The organism is Thermocrinis ruber, assembly GCF_000512735.1.
In the GTDB taxonomy this organism is placed as follows: Bacteria; Aquificota; Aquificia; order Aquificales; family Aquificaceae; genus Thermocrinis; species Thermocrinis ruber.
In genome coordinates this window covers 772,674-793,135 of record NZ_CP007028.1, presented here as the reverse complement: position 1 = coordinate 793,135, position 20,462 = coordinate 772,674, and the positions used below count along the sequence as shown (strand labels likewise).

At 42.9% G+C, this 20,462-nt stretch carries 19 protein-coding genes and 1 tRNA gene; 5 read left to right on the top strand and 15 right to left on the bottom strand.

What is annotated here, in order from left to right:
• Nucleotides 1–2: 2 nt before the first annotated feature.
• The 10 genes from cmr4 to THERU_RS08635 are packed head-to-tail and all read right to left on the bottom strand — an operon-like array spanning nucleotide 3 to nucleotide 8,734.
• Nucleotides 3–953, bottom strand: a complete 951-nt coding sequence (cmr4, locus tag THERU_RS04320; RefSeq protein WP_025306051.1) for a type III-B CRISPR module RAMP protein Cmr4 — start codon at nucleotides 951–953, stop codon at nucleotides 3–5.
• A gap of 58 nt (nucleotides 954–1,011) precedes the next feature.
• Entirely contained in the window at nucleotides 1,012–1,992 is a 981-nt protein-coding gene (gene cmr3, locus THERU_RS04315; protein ID WP_025306050.1) for a type III-B CRISPR module-associated protein Cmr3, read from the bottom strand.
• Nucleotides 1,967–2,848, bottom strand: coding sequence for a type III-B CRISPR-associated protein Cas10/Cmr2 (gene cas10 / locus THERU_RS04310; RefSeq protein ID WP_025306049.1), 882 nt, complete (start codon nucleotides 2,846–2,848; stop codon nucleotides 1,967–1,969). Before cas10 ends, cmr3 begins: the two co-directional genes overlap by 26 nt.
• Nucleotides 2,849–2,890: 42 nt before the next feature.
• Entirely contained in the window at nucleotides 2,891–3,820 is a 930-nt protein-coding gene (locus THERU_RS04305; protein ID WP_025306048.1) for a type III-B CRISPR-associated protein Cas10/Cmr2, read from the bottom strand.
• Nucleotides 3,813–4,889, bottom strand: coding sequence for a type III-B CRISPR module RAMP protein Cmr1 (gene cmr1 / locus THERU_RS04300; protein ID WP_025306047.1), 1,077 nt, complete (start codon nucleotides 4,887–4,889; stop codon nucleotides 3,813–3,815). The genes THERU_RS04305 and cmr1 overlap by 8 nt, the downstream gene beginning before the upstream one ends.
• Nucleotides 4,890–4,928: 39 nt before the next feature.
• The gene (locus THERU_RS04295; RefSeq protein ID WP_025306046.1) at nucleotides 4,929–6,368 is read right to left on the bottom strand and encodes an SAVED domain-containing protein; all 1,440 of its coding nucleotides are present in this window, start codon (nucleotides 6,366–6,368) and stop codon (nucleotides 4,929–4,931) included.
• On the bottom strand, nucleotides 6,346–7,149 hold the full coding sequence (locus THERU_RS04290; RefSeq protein WP_156916196.1) for a hypothetical protein: 804 nt from the start codon (nucleotides 7,147–7,149) through the stop codon (nucleotides 6,346–6,348). Before THERU_RS04290 ends, THERU_RS04295 begins: the two co-directional genes overlap by 23 nt.
• A 19-nt stretch (nucleotides 7,150–7,168) precedes the next feature.
• Nucleotides 7,169–7,825, bottom strand: a complete 657-nt coding sequence (locus tag THERU_RS04285; protein WP_025306044.1) for a hypothetical protein — start codon at nucleotides 7,823–7,825, stop codon at nucleotides 7,169–7,171.
• Nucleotides 7,797–8,264 carry a hypothetical protein gene (locus THERU_RS04280; RefSeq protein ID WP_025306043.1) on the bottom strand — a complete coding sequence of 156 codons (468 nt, stop codon included), beginning with the start codon at nucleotides 8,262–8,264 and terminating at the stop codon, nucleotides 7,797–7,799. The genes THERU_RS04285 and THERU_RS04280 overlap by 29 nt, the downstream gene beginning before the upstream one ends.
• A 23-nt stretch (nucleotides 8,265–8,287) precedes the next feature.
• Nucleotides 8,288–8,734: a hypothetical protein gene (locus THERU_RS08635; RefSeq protein ID WP_025306042.1), complete on the bottom strand. Its 447-nt coding sequence runs from the start codon at nucleotides 8,732–8,734 to the stop codon at nucleotides 8,288–8,290.
• A 94-nt stretch (nucleotides 8,735–8,828) separates the two neighbouring features.
• On the opposite strand from THERU_RS08635, the gene THERU_RS04270 reads away from it, so the two are divergent.
• Nucleotides 8,829–9,032, top strand: coding sequence for a YgaP family membrane protein (locus THERU_RS04270; RefSeq protein WP_025306041.1), 204 nt, complete (start codon nucleotides 8,829–8,831; stop codon nucleotides 9,030–9,032).
• A 9-nt stretch (nucleotides 9,033–9,041) separates the two neighbouring features.
• Here the strand turns inward: THERU_RS04270 and THERU_RS04265 are convergent, their stop codons facing one another.
• From THERU_RS04265 to THERU_RS04255, 3 genes are read right to left on the bottom strand one after another with little or no spacing between them, the layout of a single operon-like run.
• The gene (locus THERU_RS04265; RefSeq protein ID WP_025306040.1) at nucleotides 9,042–9,851 is read right to left on the bottom strand and encodes a flippase-like domain-containing protein; all 810 of its coding nucleotides are present in this window, start codon (nucleotides 9,849–9,851) and stop codon (nucleotides 9,042–9,044) included.
• A complete protein-coding gene (locus tag THERU_RS04260) occupies nucleotides 9,848–10,444 on the bottom strand; it encodes an FAD-dependent oxidoreductase (RefSeq protein ID WP_038532422.1) in 597 nt (198 codons plus the stop codon). The genes THERU_RS04265 and THERU_RS04260 overlap by 4 nt, the downstream gene beginning before the upstream one ends.
• Before the next feature lie 8 nt (nucleotides 10,445–10,452).
• Entirely contained in the window at nucleotides 10,453–13,407 is a 2,955-nt protein-coding gene (locus THERU_RS04255) for an AAA family ATPase (RefSeq protein ID WP_025306038.1), read from the bottom strand.
• Nucleotides 13,408–13,576: 169 nt separating this feature from the next.
• Here THERU_RS04255 and THERU_RS04250 point away from each other — a divergent pair.
• The 4 genes from THERU_RS04250 to rsmI all read left to right on the top strand — a co-directional run bounded on the left by THERU_RS04250 (nucleotide 13,577) and on the right by rsmI (nucleotide 17,504).
• Nucleotides 13,577–13,652: transfer RNA gene (locus THERU_RS04250), tRNA-Glu, on the top strand.
• 13 nt (nucleotides 13,653–13,665) lie between these two features.
• Nucleotides 13,666–16,041, top strand: coding sequence for a DNA topoisomerase (ATP-hydrolyzing) subunit B (gene gyrB, locus THERU_RS04245; RefSeq protein WP_025306037.1), 2,376 nt, complete (start codon nucleotides 13,666–13,668; stop codon nucleotides 16,039–16,041).
• Entirely contained in the window at nucleotides 16,034–16,825 is a 792-nt protein-coding gene (locus THERU_RS04240) for a universal stress protein (RefSeq protein ID WP_025306036.1), read from the top strand. Before gyrB ends, THERU_RS04240 begins: the two co-directional genes overlap by 8 nt.
• Nucleotide 16,826: 1 nt before the next feature.
• Nucleotides 16,827–17,504 (top strand): 16S rRNA (cytidine(1402)-2'-O)-methyltransferase, encoded by a 678-nt coding sequence (rsmI, locus tag THERU_RS04235; RefSeq protein WP_025306035.1) that lies wholly within the window; start codon nucleotides 16,827–16,829, stop codon nucleotides 17,502–17,504.
• Here the strand turns inward: rsmI and THERU_RS04230 are convergent.
• Together THERU_RS04230 and THERU_RS04225 are read right to left on the bottom strand one after the other, a co-directional pair.
• Nucleotides 17,476–19,512, bottom strand: a complete 2,037-nt coding sequence (locus THERU_RS04230) for a DUF3536 domain-containing protein (protein WP_025306034.1) — start codon at nucleotides 19,510–19,512, stop codon at nucleotides 17,476–17,478. The two genes, rsmI and THERU_RS04230, sit on opposite strands and share 29 nt — an antisense overlap.
• On the bottom strand, nucleotides 19,509–20,459 hold the full coding sequence (locus THERU_RS04225; RefSeq protein ID WP_038532111.1) for an acetyl-CoA carboxylase carboxyltransferase subunit alpha: 951 nt from the start codon (nucleotides 20,457–20,459) through the stop codon (nucleotides 19,509–19,511). The genes THERU_RS04230 and THERU_RS04225 overlap by 4 nt, the downstream gene beginning before the upstream one ends.
• Nucleotides 20,460–20,462: the final 3 nt, after the last annotated feature.

Below are 20,462 nucleotides of genomic sequence, written 5' to 3'. Positions count from 1 at the left end.
TGTTATACCTCCAACTTTTGAACCTTTACAAAGCCCTTGCCGGTGGTAATATCTCCTCCAAGGTGGAAAGTGGGAGGTGGACTATAACTAATTTTCTCACGACCATAATTAATTTCTTCATTAATTTCTTCCAAGAATACAAGGCTAAAGGCAAAAACAGACTCCGCGGGCACATACTCCTCGGTCCATAATGCCCCCTTTTCTTTTTCTATAGTGCCAGTATCTAAATTTATCTTTATGTGAGTTCGCACTTCCGTGTAGTTGCTTACAAAGTCCATAAAGTCCGTATCATTCACGCATACGATCCTTCGTTTATTCTCTTCTCCTACAAAAACGCCCACAAGTTCTACAAATTTTTTAAGCTCTTCAGATTCTTCTGCTTCAAACACGAACTCCTCAAGCAATAGTTTGTTGTTGTTTATTAGATTTTTGTGATCTTTTGTGTTCAGAACCTTTACCTTACCCTCGGGCACATCTTCCACTCTTTGATCAATACCCAAAAGTTCAAAAAACCGGTTTATAACATAAGGGCATGTAGTTAAAGAGAATATCCCCTTTGCAGATTTGACAGGGAAAAGCACGATAAAAGCGTCTGAAAATAGGACTTTACCTGCCCCTACTTCCTTGCCTTTCTCTAATGCCTCTTTGTCTCGCTCTGCTACTTCTCCTGCAGTGCCAAAGATCTTTGCAAGCCTGAGAATATCTATATCTTTCGGATCAAATTTATCTTTGTCTGTTAGCCTTTCTTCCACTTGAGATGGTTTTTCTCCTCTTGCCCTTGCCACTTGTTTAATCTCCAAGTTCCTCAAAGCTCCCTTTAGGCTCGTGCCGGGAATGTAGGGAAAGTTTGTGTGGGCTTCTCTAACTATTGGCAAATCTACATGCCCAAGCCCTTGACCCGCACCTATGTGCAGTGGAGTTAGCACCTTAAGTAAATAATACTCTTTTCTCATCATTAACCCTCCTATACCTTTATTTCACCGTTTTTTATTTTTTCGTAAAACTCAAAACTCATTGTCCCACCTCCAAAAGTATTCCACTATTCCAACCTCTTTTAAGTAAATCCTTTGTTCCTCCGTTGTACTTAATAACCTCACTACCGGAAGAAACCTGACACAACCTTTCACACATCCCATCCTCCAAAGCCCTAAGCCACAGCACTGTTCCCGGTCTTAGCATGTAAAGGAAAGGTTTTTTGTAGCCGGATACCCACTCGGGTGGCAAGGAGGATACCCATTCAACCTTGAACTTTATATTTCCGTTTAGCTTGATTTCGCTTTTCAAATCTGCATAAAGGTGCGTGGTGGAGTAGAATTTGTAAAGTTTGTCTCTTTTGATATCAACAGACTCTTTCAAAAAGTTTATAAGTTCGTCTTCAGCAGGCTTGATTTTGGCATACTTTCTTTCTCCTCCTACAGTAGAAAAGAAAGCTTTATTTATATCATCTTCCACCAAAAGCACAATGTGGGAGTTTTTAAACCTAAGGTAAATCCTTGAATATAAATGCCTATCCTCCGAAACCCTTTTGTCGTAATTTAGCTTTACCCCCACCCTTTCCTCCTCTTGGAAAATCTCTTTGTATTTTACCTCAAAGTTTTCACCTTTGGCATAGTGCTCCCGAAAGTCCGAAAAACTACAAAAACCCTCTGCCTGTTCAAGGTTTAAAAGTTCCACCTTATCCTTTTCTCTTTCAAAAGGTTCTATAAAGGGTCTTTTTAGTTCTTCATCCCATTTTGGCACGTAGATTTTTTCTGTTTTTTCCTTTCTCTTTTTCAAGCAATCAGCTGGCAATGGGAGAAATAGCTCTTCCTGATGCTTTATAAAAACCCCCGCAATCTTTAAAGGCTTTAAGCCTTGTTCTTTACCCAAGGAGAAAAACCTCATTATGGGCGGTGGGAAGGTGGTTTGTTGATAGTGGGACTCACCGGCAGTGAAGTTTTTCAAGCTCCCAAAAGTTAGTGCGTCCTCAGGTGTTAGCTCCAACAGTTTCATGTTTCTTTTCCCTCCTTTCCTTTGCTACAAAGCGTGCAGTGTAGAAAAGGCTGGCAAGGTTTTCAAGGTCTGAAATTTTTAAAAGCTCCCTCAATCGTTCCAAGTATTCCTCAATAAAAACCCTTTTTTCCTTTCTTAAGTGTTCCTCTAGCTTATTTTCATCTACCCTTCTTTTCAGCATTCCCCTCAAAAGGGCTAAAACGATTTCTATAGGCTTTTCTTTACTTACTTCAAGTTTACCAGCTATATCCTTTATGTCGTAGACAGTCCTGTCTCCTATGATTTCCCTTTCAAAGTACTCAACCGTATCTTTAAATAGGCTCAAAAACTCCCATTTTGCCCAAAAGCTTACGGGTCCTCCTCCCCTTGGGATGATGGTTATACAAAAGGCGGACTTCCCTTCTACGCTTTTTGCCTTTTTCTCTGCCTTTCTTGCTTCATTTAACAGGTAGGCAAGATTGTCCTTTTGGTGCCCTATAACTATTCCTGCGCTGACGGAAGCATCCTTCCCTACTTTATTCTTAAAGGTGGGATTTAGCTTTTCCGCAAAGTCTAAAAACTCTCTCAAATCTGCCACTGCAAGCACATCATCCCCACCTGCATAAACAATTTTTAAGCCAAACTTTTCTTTGCTCTCCAAACTTTTTATTTCCCTTGCATAATCGGAAAGGGCTTTGGAGAATTTTTCGTGAAAGGCTCTTTCTAATTTATCTTTCCTTCTTTCACTCTTCAGTCCAAGCCAATCTCCCATGCTGTCCCCGTCGGAAATGATAATGGCAAAGTAGTTTTTGGAAGGCTTGCTCAAAAGCTCGTTGTTGTATATCCAACGAAGTTCTCTAATTAAATCATCAATCATAAGACTTAAGTCTTCTTCTTCTCTTTTTATTCTCTCAAGTTCTTATATATCAAAAAGCTCTGCGTTGTATTCCCAGAGGTGATCTCTCGGTTTTTCTTCGCCCATGTACTGTTGAAGCAAGGACTTTAGCTCACTTGCACGGTCTTTATGCCTTTGTTCAAAATCTTTCAGTTCCTCTTTAAACTTTGCGTTGGCTATATCATGAACTGATGGAAAGGTTTGTCTTTTAAGGCAGTAAAAAGCAAATCTTTTTACAAGACATACGCCGCAGAGTCTTTCGCCTTCCTTCAGGTAGTGTTTTATGTACTTTATGCGGTCTTGTTTTTGGAGGTTTTCTATTAACTTTTTCCAATCTACCGCAAGGTGTGCCCTTTCTCCACAAAGGGTGCACCCGTCGGGATACTCTTTTCCGTTGTAGGTATAAGCATCCATCAAAGGCTCATAATGCTTTTTAGACTTCAACGCTCCAAGCTTTCTTTCTGTCCAATCGTAAGCAACTGCGTAATCATCGTAGTCTTTTCCCAGATTTTGCTTTAGCTTCTCTTTCCACTTTTTTACCTCTTCGGAATTTGTGCATTCGCAGTAAGCCCTAAAGTAGTTTTCAAGGTGCAACTTTGCTTGTTCTTCGATTTTTTCTTTCTCTTCCTTTGAGATACCTACCTCGTCTAAAACTTTTCTTAAGACGGTTTCATATACCCCTTCCCAAAGTTCTTGAAAGTTTTTTATCACGTCCTCACAAATACATTTATCTGCCAAAAACACTATTCTGTTGGGATAGTTTGCCAAACCTTGCCCATCTTCAACGAGAACTGGATATATGATTTCTGTGTTTAGGTCTTTTATAACCTTTATAAGATTTTCCGTAAGGGTAGAAAGCAAAAGGCTTGAATGATATAGGTCGGAAAGCCTTCGGGAGTTTGAGATAAAACCCTGAACGGGTGAGAATGTGAAGATGTGCAGCAATTTATTCATTTTTACCCTCCTCTTTAACCTCTCCTCCAAACTTTTGGAAAAACTTTTCAATTAGGTTGAAGGATGGTAATTTGGTATATCCTCTAAATCTAAGCTTTGCTCCATCTGGCAAAAACTTCCCCCAGAGTCGCAAAGCCATCCACTTGTATTTGCCGTTTGGAGTTTTTATCACTTTTATGATCACAGGGCTTGAACGTCTTGTTATAACTTCTTTCGTATTCTCTACCTTTACAGCTTCGCCTTTGCCATATCTAAGAGGGAGACCAAAAACTGCGATATCAAGGACCCATTCTTCATTTCGTTTGTTTTGTTCGTTTTTTTGCTCGTTTTTTATCTTTCTAAACTTCATAAACTCATTTCCTATGTCGTTTAAAGCTTCAATCCAATTGTTGAATTCTTTCGGGCTTAAGATTAATACTGAATTAAAGTCAATATTTCTAGGATCGGGAAGAGTAGAATATTTACCATATTCACCGCACGGAGTCTTTGGAGAACCTACTAATTCTTTAGCCCTTTTTAGGTTTTCCTTAAGCCATTCGCGAAGGTTGTCAGTGGGAGTAAAAGAGATTTTAAAATCTTCTACCAAATCTTTTGGCTCGTAGCCTACAACCGCTAAGTTTCCCCCGCCCCTTCTGCTCCGGGCACCAACTCCACCCAAGAATACCAAAGCCCAAAAGGATGCAATGTAGTGTTTTAAAAATTCATCCTTCCCAATAAGGGTTAGCTTTAGTCTTGAATCAGGCTCTATAAACTCTCGCTTTCCTCTGACTGTTACGAAATGGTATAGGTATACCACCCCTGCATTAAGCCTGCATTGGTTTATTAGATTATTACCCTTTCTGACATCACCCTCTACCCTCAAATACACCGGTGAAGCCATTTTCCCATCACCGCCAAAGATTTTTATTTCTTCTTCCCTTAGTCTTTTGATATCACACTCTCCTTTTAATGCCCTCCACCACCAACGCAAAAGTCCCACAAAGCTGGCAGGTCTTAACTCTGCCTGTTGGTTTGCACCCCCTATAAAGGCGGGAGTTATAAACTCAAGCTCAAAGGTTAGCCTTTTCACGGCCCCCTCCTAATAAGGGATTTTATAACAGTGAAAACCTCAAACTTCTGACAGAACATACTTCCCCTCCCTCAGTGCTTTGAGAAAGGAGAAGGATACAACAGGTTCGTAAGTTCCTCCGGCGTAGTTATAGATGTAGCCTTCGCCGTAGTGCCCAAAGCTCAAGCCCCCCATAAAGGCAATGGGCACGGGAGTGGAAAGGAAAAAGTGGAAGTCTTCAAAACTGTGCTCTCTTCTAATGTTTTGGATTACGCTTGCGGTTTCTGTTGCTACTTCTTTCATATCTTCCACCGCAATGTTTCCACTACTTTTGGCTCGCAAAAGGAGATAGGACGGATTTTCTACTTTCCGGGAGATGTAATTTTTCACATCGCTTTCCATCTCGTGGTGGGCAAAGGATAGCATTACTACAAGGCTTTTACCTCCCTTTTGAAAGTGTTGTTCAATTTTTTCAAGGCTTTCTTTCCTTTCCTTTAATTCCCTTACATTTTCCACCGTTATAGGATGGTAGATATTGTTTTGATAGTGGTAAAAGACAAAGGGTTTTTGGCTTCCAAAGAGAACTCCAATGGCAAAGGCAAGGGCTACTGGACCATTTATGGCTATGTGAAATCTCTCCTTGTTGTGAAGTTTTTGTTCGGTTTCTTTGAACCTTCTCCAAAATTCTTCTAAAACATTTTTCCAAACATCACCTGCAAGTTGCCCAGTTATTATAGGCTTTGTTTCTAAACCACTTAGCACCTCAAGCTTTGTTAATTGTTCTTTCGAAATGCCCGTTGCTTTTAGAAAACTCTTAAACTCTCCTTCCCATCTATCTTGGGTTTTTGTAATGTACAGTGGAACATCGTAGCTTTCTGCATCAAACCAAGCTTTTAGGTCATCAACTGTGCTAAGATAGTATGGTTCCACAAGCCTCAAGCCTAACTCTTTTGCCAACTTTTTCTTTTCCTCAATGCCGTCTACCGATTTTATGTTTCCCTTTTTGTCTATGGCTCCGATAAATAGGGCATCCTGTGGAAGATTTTCTACATAAAGGTTCAAAACCGTGGGCAATTGAAAGCTTGCTCCAGCAAATTCCCTATCAAAGAATACTGCAAAGCCAGTCTTGAGAAATTCTTTTATAGGATTGAAATGTCTTTTTATGTTCTTTAAGTTTGTGATAACTTCCTTAAGATTTTTAATCGCCACAGCTTTTATTAGCTCTCCCTTGCCATCACTCGATACCACAGGGAACTCAAATGTTATGTGTTTCTCTTTGAAAAACTTTACTGCGGTCTCTTCGGAAACCTTAAAGACTTTTCTAAAGGTTTGGATGGAAGGGAAAACCTCTTTCTCCTTTGAGTATTTAACAAGCTCATACTGATGGGATGGTGGAAGTTCCCAAAATTGGCTATAAAGCCCTTCTATATGGTCGTCAAGCTTGCCACTTTCTAAGAGAGTTTTAAAATGTTTCAGCTCAATCTCCCAAAACTTCCACATGTAAATGCTCCTCCAAGTATTCGTGGGATGGTAGGTTAGGAAGGTTTTCAAGCACTACCTTTGTGCTTGCAGTTCCTTCGTAAATAACATCTTCAAAGAACTTTATCCGCACTTTTTTGCCTTCATACTCCGCCGGCAAGTATATTACAGCCTTACCCTCCTCTACTACACCAAACCAATTTTTGCCCTTTAGTGCCTTTGTCTGTGCTGCGCGTTGGTAGGCTTGCAGCTGGTGTATGTATTTTTGTATAACATAGGGTAAAAGCTGGATCACCAATCCCTTTGTTGCTTCTTCCTGTTTTTCCCTTTGAATATGCGTGTAGAATAGAGAACTTAGGGTTATATCTTCGTATCTTTTCCAAACAAGCTTTAAAAACTCCCGTTTTGGTTTTATTGCGGACCAAGTGGGCGATCTATCTACAGCCCTTAGTACTTTTTCTATAGTTTCTTGCCTGACCATTGCAATAGGATAACTTTCTTGTTCTAATATCTCTTTTCTTAGATAGACTACAAAGGGCAAAGGTGCAAAGATTCTGTCCTTTATGTACAACCTTAAAGAACATGTGGTAAGGCTAACCCACACAGTCAGAGGGACTGCGTGAACAAGTCCCTCGTCTTCAATGTGATAAATAAGAACATACTCGTTAGGCATCCAAAAGAGGACTCTAACCTGACCTATCTCAACGGGTTGTCTTTTATCTTCCTTGACCTTTAACCTCTCCTCTCCTAAGCTCTCCTTGTACAGTTTCAGAGACATTTTCAATTCCTCAATAATCCTCATATCCAATCACCTCTTAGGTTTATATATAACCCTGCCTTTGGCAAATTTCTGACAGGAACCTGTCAATAAAGTATTTCACCGCATCTGCCGAAGGCTCGTAGGGCAGATGGTCCTTTAGCTTTTTTTTGAACCTTTCCCAACGCTTATACAGGTTTGCCTCCGAAATAACTTTGGGCTTGTTGCAGTTTTTTTGAACTTCCTTACAAAGGTAATAGCAAACCACAGGATAGTCCTTTTTGTCCATTAGATCCAGCATAACCTCGTAAAACTCTGGACCTTCCGCCTTTTCCTCTACCCTATCTTCGTAGGCAAAAATTTTAGTTTCTTCTATATCTCTTTCGTCCTGTTCTGTTTTGGGCTTTGCCACCTCGTAAGGGATCTCCTCCGATGGTCTGATTTTGCTATAAAACTCCTCCACGCAAGACCTAACTATGCTTAGAAAGTACCGCCAGCTTATAAAGCTTTTTTCTTCTATGAGACTTTTCTGAAGGATCATTGTTTTTCTCAGTTCCGAAAGAACATCCTCTAAGTAGTCATCTCCCCAATTTCTTCTAAAGATCTCATCCTTCCTTGCTTGCCTTATAAACTTTGCGATGGAGTTCTTTATGAACTCCCTTTCCTGCGGAGTTTCTCGTCCCTCCGCAAATCTAATTAAAAGCTCTCTGTAGTCCATCATCTTTCACCTCTATAACATCTAACTTATCTATATGCTCCAGGTCTTTACAAAAACCGCAGAAGGTATAGTCTTTGATAAGGTCTTTGGGAAGTCTATACAGGTAAAAACCTCTCCTTTTTCTATCCTGAAAGATGTATGATATGTTTTGTAGCTTACTACACTCCTTTTTCTTGTTGCAAAGGGATAGATCCACCCTCATAACATTACCGTGGTTTTCTCTTGTTAAAAAACATACAAAAAGCCATTTACTGTAGAAATAACCAACAAAAGGTCTGCGCTCTCTTTTGTGGGTGCCAAGGTCTGTTTTTAATAGTTCCTCAATAACCCTGAGATTAGCTTTGTCAAATATTCCCAAGAACTTTTTACCCTCCAGTTCTTTTCTTTGTCTGACTAATTCCTGAAGCTGTTGGAAAAAACTATTAGAAAATCCCACCTCCATTGCTTAAATTATAGCGTGGACTTTTAAATTTTTTCACCAATAACTTCCTTTATTCTCAACTTGTCAAGGTGTTCTAGACCCTCACAATAACCACAAAATACGTAATCTTTTACAAGGTTTTTGGGCAATTTGTAAAAGTAAAAGCCCTGACGTTTTGAGTCGTAGAAGAGATAAGACTCCGGTGCAAACCTGTATCTTGGACAGCCTCTTTTCTTACACAGGCTAATATCCACTCTATAGGCCCTTCCCTTCTTTTGGGAAGTTAAAAATAACACAAAAAGCCAATTGCCCGACGTGTAGCCTATAAAGGGTCTTGTATTTCTTTTGTAAGCACCAAGGTCCATGCCTATGAACTCCTCCAAAAACTTTAACCGCTCTTGCCTGAAATACCCCAAAAACTTTTTGCCCTCCTCTTTCTTGCCGAGAAAAATCTCCTTGATATGTTCAAAAAGGCTCTTTAAAAACCCCATTTTCTACCCCTCTCTTAATTATAGTAAAAAACTTGCACTTTCGTCTGTTAAGCATATAATTATATTTGAATATTCTTATTAAGGAGGTTCTGCTATGACTATGGATAGAGCTCTTAGACTTACATCTGGCGTGTTTCTACTTCTGGTGCTTCTAATTGGTATACTTCCCTCCAATGTTCATTGGTTTTGGAAGTTCTTTTTGCTGTTTATGTCCTTAAATCAAATACAGTCTGCCTTTACCAACTGGTGCCCTGTTATGGTCCTTTACAGAAAGCTGGGATTAAAGGAGTGTGAGTAAGGTTTAGGGCTATCTTCTGTGTAAAAAATACAGGGCTATAAGCCCATAGAGGGCGGAGGAGAGGAGTAAAAAGCTGTGAAAGACAAAGGCTACCTTCATACCCTCCTTTAAGGATTCTCCAAAGAACTTTTGAGGTAAAGAAAAGCTCAGCTCGTAGGTGCCAAGACCTCCAAAGCTGTGAATGGGCAAAACTGAACTTAGCTCTCCTCCCAAAAAACCTAGAAAGAGTTCCACTGAGGGAACCAAGCCAAGAAGCAAAATTAAGCTCAAAAACTTCAGAAGACTTGAAATCACAGAAAGGGAAGATGCAAAGGTGGATGTTAAAAGGTTACCCTTAAAGTTTTTGAACTTAGATACTGGAATGTGAATAAAAAGAGAGATAAAAAATAAAAAAAGGGATAATATGTAAAATCTAAAATCTCCTCTATGAAGGGCATAAAAAAAGGTTAAAAGCACAAAGAGGGCAATAAGGTCTAAAATCCTACCCCACAGAAAAATCCCCACAGATTTTTGAAGACTCACACCTAAACGTTTTGAGTAGTAAAACCAGCTTAACTCTCCAGTTCTTGCAGGTAATAGGTTGTTCAAAAATACATTTGCGCTGTTTATTAAAAAGCACTGGAAGAAAGAAAGCTCCTTAAGAAGGATCTTCCACCTCAGGCTTCTGCTAAGATGGCTCAGCCCATAAAAAAGGCTTGCCCAAAGGAAGTCCTTTAAGGAAACCTCCGCAAGGAGGGAGAGAATTTCCTTGGGTGGAAGAAAGTAAAAAAGGAGGGAAAGGAAGATTAAAGTTAAAAGAAGAGGAAGTAATCTTTTCAATCCTGTGGCACGTCGTGGATCACGATCCTTTTGCCCGCCATACGAGACAGGATTTCTATGGCAACCTCTACACCGGAACCCGCGCAGGAGGTAAAGTGGGAACTAAGGCCTGCCAATGTGCCCACCACAAAGAGGTTTGGCATCGCCTCAAAATCTTTGTGCTTTATCATAACCCTTCCCGGTTTTGGAGATTTGGGATTTTCCCCCACTTCAAGCTCCAAGCCCTTTATGGAAAATTCCTTAAAGCCTCCAGCCAAAACCACATACTTGGCACTGTACTCTTTACCTGTTTCTGTATATACCTTGTAAATTTCTCCCTCTTTTTTTATCTCAACTACTTTTTCCTCGGAGAACTCCACACCGCCCCAGTCCTCTATCTGTTCCCTTATAACCTCCAGAAGCTGAGTGCCAGCTATGGGTTGGACGCCCGGTACATTCTTCAGATATGCCTTGCGTAGGTCCGATTTGCCCGTGTCAAATACCAGATAAGTTCTACCTTCTGCCCAGTCCCAATTCCTTCCTCTTGAAGAAGCTAAGGTGAGGGCACAGGCTAAACCACTCGCTCCTCCACCTACAATGATCACGTCATACATGGCTAACATTATACCTTAACAAAGACAAAGTTTCCATCGGAATAATCCACGCGCACCCTATCTCCTTCTTTGATCTCTCCTCTTATGATCTTGTCCGCCAACGGATTTTCCAAGTATCTTTGAATAGTCCTTTTGAGAGGTCTTGCACCGTATGCGGGCTCATAACCAAGCTTTACAAGTTGCTCTTTGGCTTGCTCTGTGAGTTCAAGGTGTATGTTTTTATCTGCAAGGCGTTTATTGACGCTCTGGACCAAAAGATCCACGATCTGAAGCAGTTCCTTCATGGTTAGAGGCTTAAAGACGATAATTTCGTCTATTCTGTTGAGAAATTCTGGCCTGAAGTGGTATTTTAGCTCCTCAAGGACCTTTTCCTTTGCCTTTTCAAATTCCCTCTCTATAGCCTTTTCATCTCCGTCAAAGGGTATGCTGAGCAAATACTGGGAGCCTATGTTGGAGGTCATAATTATCACTGTGTTTCTAAAATCTACCGTTCTGCCGTGAGAGTCCGTTAGCCTTCCGTCGTCTAAAACCTGCAGGAACAAGTCAAAAACCCTTGGGTGTGCCTTTTCCACCTCATCCAAGAGGATCACCGAGTAGGGCTTCCTTCTCACCGCTTCTGTAAGCTTTCCACCCTCCTCGTAGCCCACGTATCCGGGAGGAGCGCCTATGAGTTTGGCTACACTGTGTTCCTCTTTGAACTCGGACATGTCAAGCCTTATCATAGCATCCTCTTCGCCAAAGAGGAGTTCTGCAAGAGCTTTGGAAAGCTCTGTCTTACCCACTCCCGTAGGTCCCAAAAAGAGAAAGCTGGCAATGGGTCTCTTGGGATCCTTCAGACCTGCCCTTGCCCTTCTTATAGCTTCCGCTACCGCCTTTACTGCATGCTCTTGGTCTATAACTCTCTTGTGAAGCTCCTCCTCTAACCTTAAGAGCTTTTCCATTTCCTCTTCCCTTAGCTTGGAAAGAGGTATGCCTGTCCACTCGGAAACCACTTGGGCAACGTCCTCTTCTGTAACCACCAGCTCTTGGCTCTTTTTAGCTTCTAATTCTTTAAGCTCCTTCTCAAGCTTTATTTTTTCAATCTTCAGGTTTGCCTCCCTTTCGTAATCTCCCCTTTCAGAAGCCTTTATGATTTCCCTGTCTAACTCTTCCATACGCCTTTTGAGCTCTTGAATTTTTACATCGGTGGAACCTATCCTTGCTAAAAGTTCTTGCTTTTCTTTTTCAAGTTGAGCCTTCTTTATTTTGAGCTGGGCTTCCTTTTCGTAGTTGCCCTCAAGGAAGGCTTTTTGGATTTCCTCATCCAAAGCTTTTATTTTTCTTTCCAGCTCTTGAACCTCTGGTGGGACAGAAACCGCCGAGAGCTTTTTCCTTGCACAGGCTTGATCCAAGGCATCTATTGCCTTGTCGGGAAGCTTTCTGAAGGTTACGAACCTCTTGGTTAGCTTTACCGCAGCTTCTATGGCAGAGTCGGAGATTTTAACCTTGTGATGGTTTTCAAGCCTTGGGCGTAGTCCCTTTAGGATTTCTATGGTTTCCTCCTCGCTGGGTTCATCCACATATATGGGCTGGAACCTTCTTTCTAAGGCTGGGTCTTTTTCTATGTGCTTTCTGTATTCATCTACCGTGGTGGCACCTATGAGCCTTATCTCCCCTCTTGCCAGGGCAGGCTTTAGCATGTTGCCCGCGTCCAAGGAGCCCTCAGCCCTTCCTGCACCTACTACAGTATGAATTTCGTCTATGAAAAGGATTATGTTAGACTTTTGCTTTACCTCCTCTAAAAGGGCTTTTAGCCTCTCTTCAAACTCACCCCTGTATTTGGAACCCGCCACCAAGGAACCCATGTCTATGGCTATGATCTCTTTGTCTTGCAACTCCGCAGGAACTTCCTTGTTGACGATCCTTTGGGCTAAACCTTCCACTATGGCGGTTTTACCAACGCCCGGGTCTCCCACAAGCACTGGATTGTTCTTGGACTTTCTGAGAAGAACCTCTATAACCTGATTGATTTCCTTTTCTCTACCTATGACTGGGTCCAGTTTCCCCTCTCTGGCAAGCTGGGTAAGGTTGGTGCCAAACCTTTCCAGAGGAGACTTTTCTTCCTCTTTTAGCTCTTGGCTTACATCCTTCATCTTTTCACCTCCTATGGTTTCCTTTAATAGTTTATTACCTATGGACTCCTCCACCTCCAACAGGGCTCCCGCTATATGGTATGGTTCCACCTGCGGTGAACCCTCTGCCACCGCTTTGTCTTGAGCCCTTTCCATAACCTTTATTAAGTTTTGGGAATAATCAAAGGTGGGACTCTTACCAAAGACTTTCTTTGCCACCAAATCTATGAACCTTTCAGGAGATAGTCCGATGTCCTTCAGCTGTTCCAAAACAGGAGAGTTTTCCAAGGCTTTTCGGACGAGTCCATCTATGGAGAGCTTGTTTTCAAGAAAGGCCCTCACGTCCTCCCGCTTGAAAACTTCCGAGAGACTCCTTTCTACCCCCTCCAATTGGCTCCTGTATTGGGCTTCTAGGCGTTCAAGCCTTGAATACTCTATTTCAAGCTCTCTCAGGGTCCAGTAATCTCCGTATCTTTTTGCCCTCTCTATTTCTCTTTTGAGCTCTTCCTTTGCCCTTTTTATTTTGTCAAGTTCTATTTGTACCTGTCCTATGTCGGACTTTATTTGCATTATCTTGCTTCTCAGGTCTATTAGATGCTTAGCCTCTTGGTCTGCCACCTTTTCAAGCTGAGCCTTCACCTTTTGCAGATAATCTCCCACCCTCTTTAAAAACTCCTTCGGTTCTATACCTCTTTTTTCCAAATACTTTCTCAGGGCAGACTTCTCATCGGAGAGCATCACAAATAGCAGGTGGTCTGTGTCAACCTTGGTATCCCCTTGAGCTTGTGCCAGCTCCTTTGCCCTGTTCAAATACTCTAAAGCCTTGGCAGACAGCATGTTTTCACTAAACATCCTTCACCTCCAAGATTGATATGGATGTTAATAATAATCTTTAGTAAGATTTTGTCAAGTTTTAGTGGGAGTCAGAAACAGTGGCATGGTTGGATAGGTAGTCCGGACGAACTTCTTTTACCCCTTGACTGTTCCAAAGATTTTTGGTATAATAAAAAATATCAATTGTGCCCCCGTCGTCTAGCCCGGTCAAGGACACCGCCCTTTCAAGGCGGAGAACGCGGGTTCAAATCCCGCCGGGGGTGCTTAAAAAACACCATGGGTAAAGAAAAGCTCCTCTCCGAAGAATACAAAGCAGAAGATATAAAAGCAGTAACCGGTTTAGAGCACGTCAGAATAAGACCTTCTATGTATATAGGGGATGTGGGAGAGAGGGGTTTGCACCACCTCATCTGGGAGATCCTGGACAACGCAGTAGATGAGCATATGGCTGGCTATGCGGACAGGATCTCCATCATTATCCACGAAGACAACTCCGTAACCGTAGAGGACAACGGAAGGGGCATACCGGTAGATATCCATCCTGAGATGGGTATTCCTGCGGTGCAGATGGTCTTTACCATACTGGGTGCGGGTGGAAAATTTGACAAGAAGGCATACAAATACTCAGGGGGACTTCACGGAGTTGGTGCATCTGTGGTCAATGCCCTTTCTGAGTGGTTGGTGGTGGAGGTTTACAGAGACGGAAAGATCTACAAGCAGGAGTATATAAGGGGTGTGCCAGTCACTGAAGTGCAGGTGGTTGGTTCCACCACAAAGAGGGGCACCAAGATAACCTTTAAGCCAGATCCAGAAATTTTTGAGACAACCAAAATCAAATTTGATATAGTAGAAAAACGCGTAAGGGAGCTTGCCTATTTAAACCCAGAGTGTAAGTTCTTTTTAAAGGACGAAAGGTCTGGCAGGGAGGTCTTTTACCACTTTACCAAGGGCATAGAGGAGCTGGTTTCCTATTTAGCCCAGGGAAAGGAACGCCTCTTTGAAAAGGTTATAAGAATAAAAGGAGAGCAGGAAGGAGTTTTGGTAGACATAGCCTTTACTTACACAAGGGATTACAAAGAGATCACAGAGAGCTTTGTGAACAACATAAAGACTGTAGATGGGGGCACTCACGTAACGGGTTTTAGGTCTGGGCTTACCAAGGCAGTTATGAGGGCTCTGCCCAGCCTAAAAATTCAAAAGGAGTTAAAAGAAACCATTACGGGGGATGATCTGAGGGAAGGTTTGGTGGCGGTCATCTCTTGCAAGGTGCTAGAACCTCAGTTTGAGGGGCAAACTAAAACAAAACTGGGAAATCAAAACGTAAAGAACATAACAGAATCCATAGTTTATGAACAGCTTTCTGATTTCTTTGAAGACAACAGGGATATCCTCCGGCTCACAGTGGAAAAGGCTATTGAAGCGGCGCTGGCGAGGGAGGCGGCAAAGAAGGCAAAGGAACTGGTCAGGAGAAAATCTCCCCTGGAGGATACCACACTGCCCGGTAAGTTGGCAGACTGCTCTGAAAAGGACCCAGAAAAATGCGAGCTCTTTATAGTGGAGGGCGAATCTGCAGGAGGTTCCGCCAAACAGGGAAGGGACAGGAGGTTTCAGGCTATCCTTCCTTTAAGGGGTAAAATCCTCAACGTGGAAAAGGCAAGGCTTGACAAAATTCTATCCAACGAGGAGATAAAGGCGATAGTTAGCTCCCTGGGTACAGGCATAGGGGAAGATATGGACCTTTCCAAGCTCAGGTATCACAAGATAATACTCATGACGGACGCAGACGTGGATGGTTCTCACATTAGAACCCTTCTCTTGACGTTTTTCTATAGATATATGCCAAAAATAATAGAAGCGGGTCATCTTTACATAGCCCAGCCTCCTCTCTACAGGGTCAAAAAGGGGAAAATGACCGTCTATCTTAAGGATGACAGAGAGTTGGAAAACTTTTTGATGGAACATATAAAGAAGGATGTCCTTCTGAGGGATGCGGAAGGAAAGGAGTATAGGGGAGAAAAGCTCTTGGAGCTTTTGAAAACCCTGAAGGAAACGGAGGAAGGATACAGGCTCTTAGTAAAGAAGAAGGGAGAGGAGATTTTGGAAGGCTTGCTAAAGGTTAAGCTCAGGGAAGAAGACCTGAGAGATCCGAGTCTGCTGGATGAAAAAATACGGATGTTGAAAGAGCACCTCAAAAATTATGAAGTATCCACAAGGTTTAACGAGGCTGAATCTGCCTATGAGCTGGTGTTCGTTGATAAAGCCATGGGTAGAAGAGTCATAGTGGATGCGGACCTACTCTCTTCTCTTACATACAAACATCTGTTGGAAGGCATTCCAATAAAGGCACCCGTGGAGGTGACCTTTGATAAGAGAAGCAAAATCATAGACAATCTTCACTCTCTCTTTGATGGAGTTATGGAGCTTGTAAAGGGTAGCTTTGAGATTCAGAGATACAAGGGTTTGGGTGAGATGAACCCAGAACAGCTTTGGGAGACCACTATGAACCCTGCCACCCGGAGGCTTTTGAAGGTTTCTATAGAGGATGCTATAGAGGCAGACAGGATCTTTAACATACTCATGGGAGAGGAAGTGGAGCCAAGGAGAGAGTTCATAATCGCCTACGCGAGGGAGGTCAAAAACTTAGATGTTTAACAGAATATTAGTGGGATTGGATGGTTCTCCCACCAGTTGGAGTGCGGTCCACTACGCCTTTGAGTTTGGAAAAGGGTTGGATGTGCCGGTGGTGGGCATTCATGTAATAGATGAAAGGTTCTTGGAGGAGGGTTTTTTGGAAGATATAGCGGGGGTTTTGGGCTTTAACTATTATGCGGGCATATCGGGAAAGCTCAAAGAGTTCTTTGAAGAGCAGGCAAGCGTTCTTTTGGACGAGTTTTTAGCTTTGGGTAGGAGCAAAGGTGTAAAGGTTTCCTCCTATCAGAGCACTGGCAAGCCCTACCATGTGATTTTGGCCCAAGCGGACCCAGAGGACCTGATTATGCTGGGAAAGAAATCTCACAAGCCGGTGTCTGGTTTTCTTTTGGGTTCAACCACCGAGGTCGTAGCCCGAAGGTCTCCGTGTCCCGTCTTTGTAGCAGTGGAGCAGAAAAAAGACATAAAGAAAATTTGCGTAGCATACAATGGCAGTGAGCCCTCCAAAAGAGCACTACATATGGGTAAGCTAATAGGAAAGCTCTTTGATGGAGAAGTGTATGCGGTCCATGTGGGAGAAGGTGATCTCTCCGCAGAGGTGGGAGAGGGTGTGCGTTATGTTAGGCTCTCTGGCATTCCGGAGGAAAAACTGGTAGAATATTCTAAGGATATGGACCTAATGCTATTAGGAGCCTTCTCCAAGGGGAGGATAATGGAGCTCTTCTTAGGAAGCGTAACAACCTTTGTTATGCACCATACTAACATACCTCTACTTTTGGTGAAGTGAGATGGGAAAGCTTTATGTGGTAGGAACACCTATAGGTAACCTCAAGGATATAACCTTTAGGGCTATAGAGGTCCTTCAATCTGTCAATTTTATAGCCTGCGAGGACACTCGCAGAACCTCTATTCTTCTCAATCACTACAAGATAGAGGGTAAAAAGCTCCTCTCTTATTATGAACCGAAGGAAAGCGTGCAGGTGCCAAAGATCATCAAACTCCTTGAGAAGGAAGATGTTGCCTTAGTGACGGATGCGGGAATGCCTTCTATCTCGGACCCAGGATACAAGCTCATAAGGGCGTGCATTGAAAAGGGTATACCGGTAGAAGTGATCCCGGGTCCCAGTGCGGTTTTAACCGCCTTAGTAGGCTCCGGATTACCCACAGACCGCTTTACCTTTGTGGGCTTTTTGCCAAAGAAGGGCTTGAATAACTTCTTGGAGGAACTAAAGGCATACAAAGACAGCACTATAATAGCCTTTGAATCTCCCAACAGAGTGCTAAAGTCCTTGGAAGCCATAAAAGAAGTGTACGGAGAAAACACCACCGTGTGCATAGCGAGGGAGCTAACCAAATTGCATGAAGAGTACATAAGGGGTAGGGCGGTAGAAGTTTTGGAGGAGCTGAATAAAAGAGGAGAGATAAAGGGAGAGATCGTTATTCTGTGGCGTATGGTTGAAGATTGAGCAGTTCAAAGATTCTTTTGTTCCTTATTGAATGTCTTCTTTCCCAAACCCTGTTTTGCACCTCCCACAGGTCTATCATCAGCTCAAACCTTCCCACTTTAGTGTTGTAGTCTTTTATCAACTCCACAATCTCTAGAAGTTCTTCTTCCTCTCCTTCTTCCAGCTTGATAATGCAAAGCTCTACAAAATGTTTAGCCAAACGATGTGCTTTTAGGTCCAAGCCAAGCTGTTGTGCTCTGTTAAAAAGCTCCTTAATAGCCTTTACATCTTTGTCCTTTACCAAGAGTTCTTTTAACTTTAACTTCAGGAGGAGCTCCGTGTGGCCTTTCACATCCTCCAAAAACTCAAAGTTTTTGGATTTGGAATAGTAAGCTACCTCTTCCAAAAGGTACATGTAATCGGATAAAAAGCTAAGGTATCCCTCTTCAAAGGACTCCATCCAGCTTTTCAGTATTCTTCCCAAGAATCTATCCGGCACTTCCTCAAGGTTTAATTCCTCCCATTCAATTTCAAAGGAGAAAGTTTCCTCCGTCTCTGGGTCCTTTAGCTTCACAGAAAAGCCCTCTTCTTTTTCTTGAACTTCGTATTCCCAGCGCCCAAGGGTTTTTTCCTCCAAAAGATGTAAAAATACAGCGGTTTTGGCTATGGTTTTTGGCTCATAAACCTGAGGTTTAACCAGTTTTTCCCAAACGCCAAGCCCATTTCCGTAAGCTAAAACATTGCTCGGTGCCTCCTGTAGGTATTCCTTTAGCACCTTTTCACCATCTTCAAGTTCCAACAGGTCTATTGCCCTTTTGGCAAACAAAAGATTTTTAACCGTTTCTATGCCGGATATGTCCGCAAAAAACCAGCCGTCAGAGGAAAAGGCAAAGTGCATGTATTTGATGGCAGAAAGGGATTTGAAAACTTCAACGATTTCCTTTGCAGACAGACGCCTTTTGGCATGTTTTCTTAGAAAGTCCTCCTTTGCGGACTGCGAATAGTTCTCCAATATCACATCTACATAATCTAAGAGGGCAAGCTTTGGTTCTCTTAGGTATTTCTCAAGGATTGAATAAGCCTTTTCTTTTACCATGCTCCGCAGGTTCTCCAAGCCTTCCCTGAGAGGTGCCCTCCACTTTTGATGCCAGCCCGGAAGCCCTCCCGCCGAACAGCCACAGTTGGACCTCCACCTTTCAATGCCATGCACACAGCTCCAAGAGGTATAGGGCACAAGTTCTCCTCTTTGGTTTGGCTTTCGGGCTCTGTAGTAATCCTCCAAGGTGGTAAAGTCGTCGGGATATTTTTTGAAGAGGTAGGCAAGGGCAAGCTCGCCAAACTTTTTGTGATGCCCAAAGGTCTCTCCGTCGGTGGCAATAACCACCGGTGGTTCCTTGCTTTTCATAAGTTGATGCAGTCTTTCCGCGGACACCAAAAGCTCTCCAAAGGACACACCATGGGAAAGTTCTCCATCATAGACAAAAACCGCCAAGTCTTCCACCCAAAGGTATTTGGCGTTGCCCTTGACCTGATGGGGTGCAAGGATTACAAACTCTATGCCGTGTTTTTTCAAAAGCCTTAAGGTTTCATAATCCACCGCCAACTCAGGAAGCCAAAAACCCAAAGGCTTTCTACCAAAGAACCTTTCGTAAGCCCTTATACCCCAAACTATCTGAACTTCTCTGTCCTCCAAAGGGTCCAGTGGAAGGATGGTGTGGTTAAAGGTGCTTGCCAGGGTGTGTTCTCTTCCTTCCTTTACCTTTTCCAAAAGCTCGGGATGCTTTTTTTCCAACCAATGGGTTAAGGTCCATCCCATGTTAAAACTGAGATGCTTGTAGCCGTTGATGATGTCTTTGGTTGTGCCATCTTCTCTATAGTGGGCATAGGCTACGGGTAAATAGCATTCTCTGTATATTCTCTCGTTCCAGTCTTCAAAGGGATGGGCACCCTCTTCCAAGGGGATCTCTTCCAAGTAGGGATTTTCCCTAAAGGGTTGGTAAAAGTGTCCGTGGATGATTAGATTTTTCATCTTTCTATAAAAAAGCCCATCTTTTCAAACTTCTTTATGCGTTGATTTACAAGCTCTTGAGAGTTCATGGTTAGCAGAGGTTTAAGGTGTTTTTTTATGCATCGTTTTAAAACCCTTGCGGTACGGACAGGATCCCAGTGGGCGGAGCCAAGGGGCTCAGGAACTATAGCGTCTATGACCTTTAGCTCCAGCAGGTCTTTGGCAGTCAGCTTTAGAGCCCTTGACGCATCCTTTACCTTTGATTGGTCTTTCCACAGGATAGCCGCACAGCCCTCGGGAGATATAACTGAGTATATGGAGTTTTGAAGCATTAGAACCACATTTGCTACCCCCAGAGCCAAGGCACCACCAGAGCCACCCTCTCCTATAACCACCGCGATCACCGGCACCTTCAGGTATCCAAAGGTGTATAGACTTTCTGCTATTGCTTCAGACTGTCCCCTCTCCTCAGCCCCTATGCCTGGGTAAGCCCCGGGCGTATCCACAAAGGTAATCACCGGCAGGCAGTAGTGTTCTGCCAGCTTTGCCACCCTTATTGCCTTTCGGTAGCCTTCTGGGTGCGGCATGCCAAAGTTTCTCTCCATTTTTTCTTTGGTAGTTCTGCCCTTTTCGTGGCCTATGATGGCAATGGGCAAGTCATCTAAATAACCAAAGCCTGCAACTATAGCCTTATCGTCTCCAAACCTCCTGTCTCCGTGAAGTTCTATAAAGTCCTTAAAGATCAGTCCTATGTAGTCTATGGTGTGGGGTCTTTGGGGATGCCTTGCCAACTGCACCCTTTCCCAAGGGTCAAGCTTGGAGTATATCTCCTTTGCCTTTTTCCTAAACTCCCTCTGCAATCTTCTGAGCTCCTTTTCCTTTTCCTTCTCTCCCAGCTGATAGAGCCTTTTTAACTGACTTATCTTTTGGTGAAGCTCCACCAGTTCCTTTTCAAAGTCCAAGAACATCAG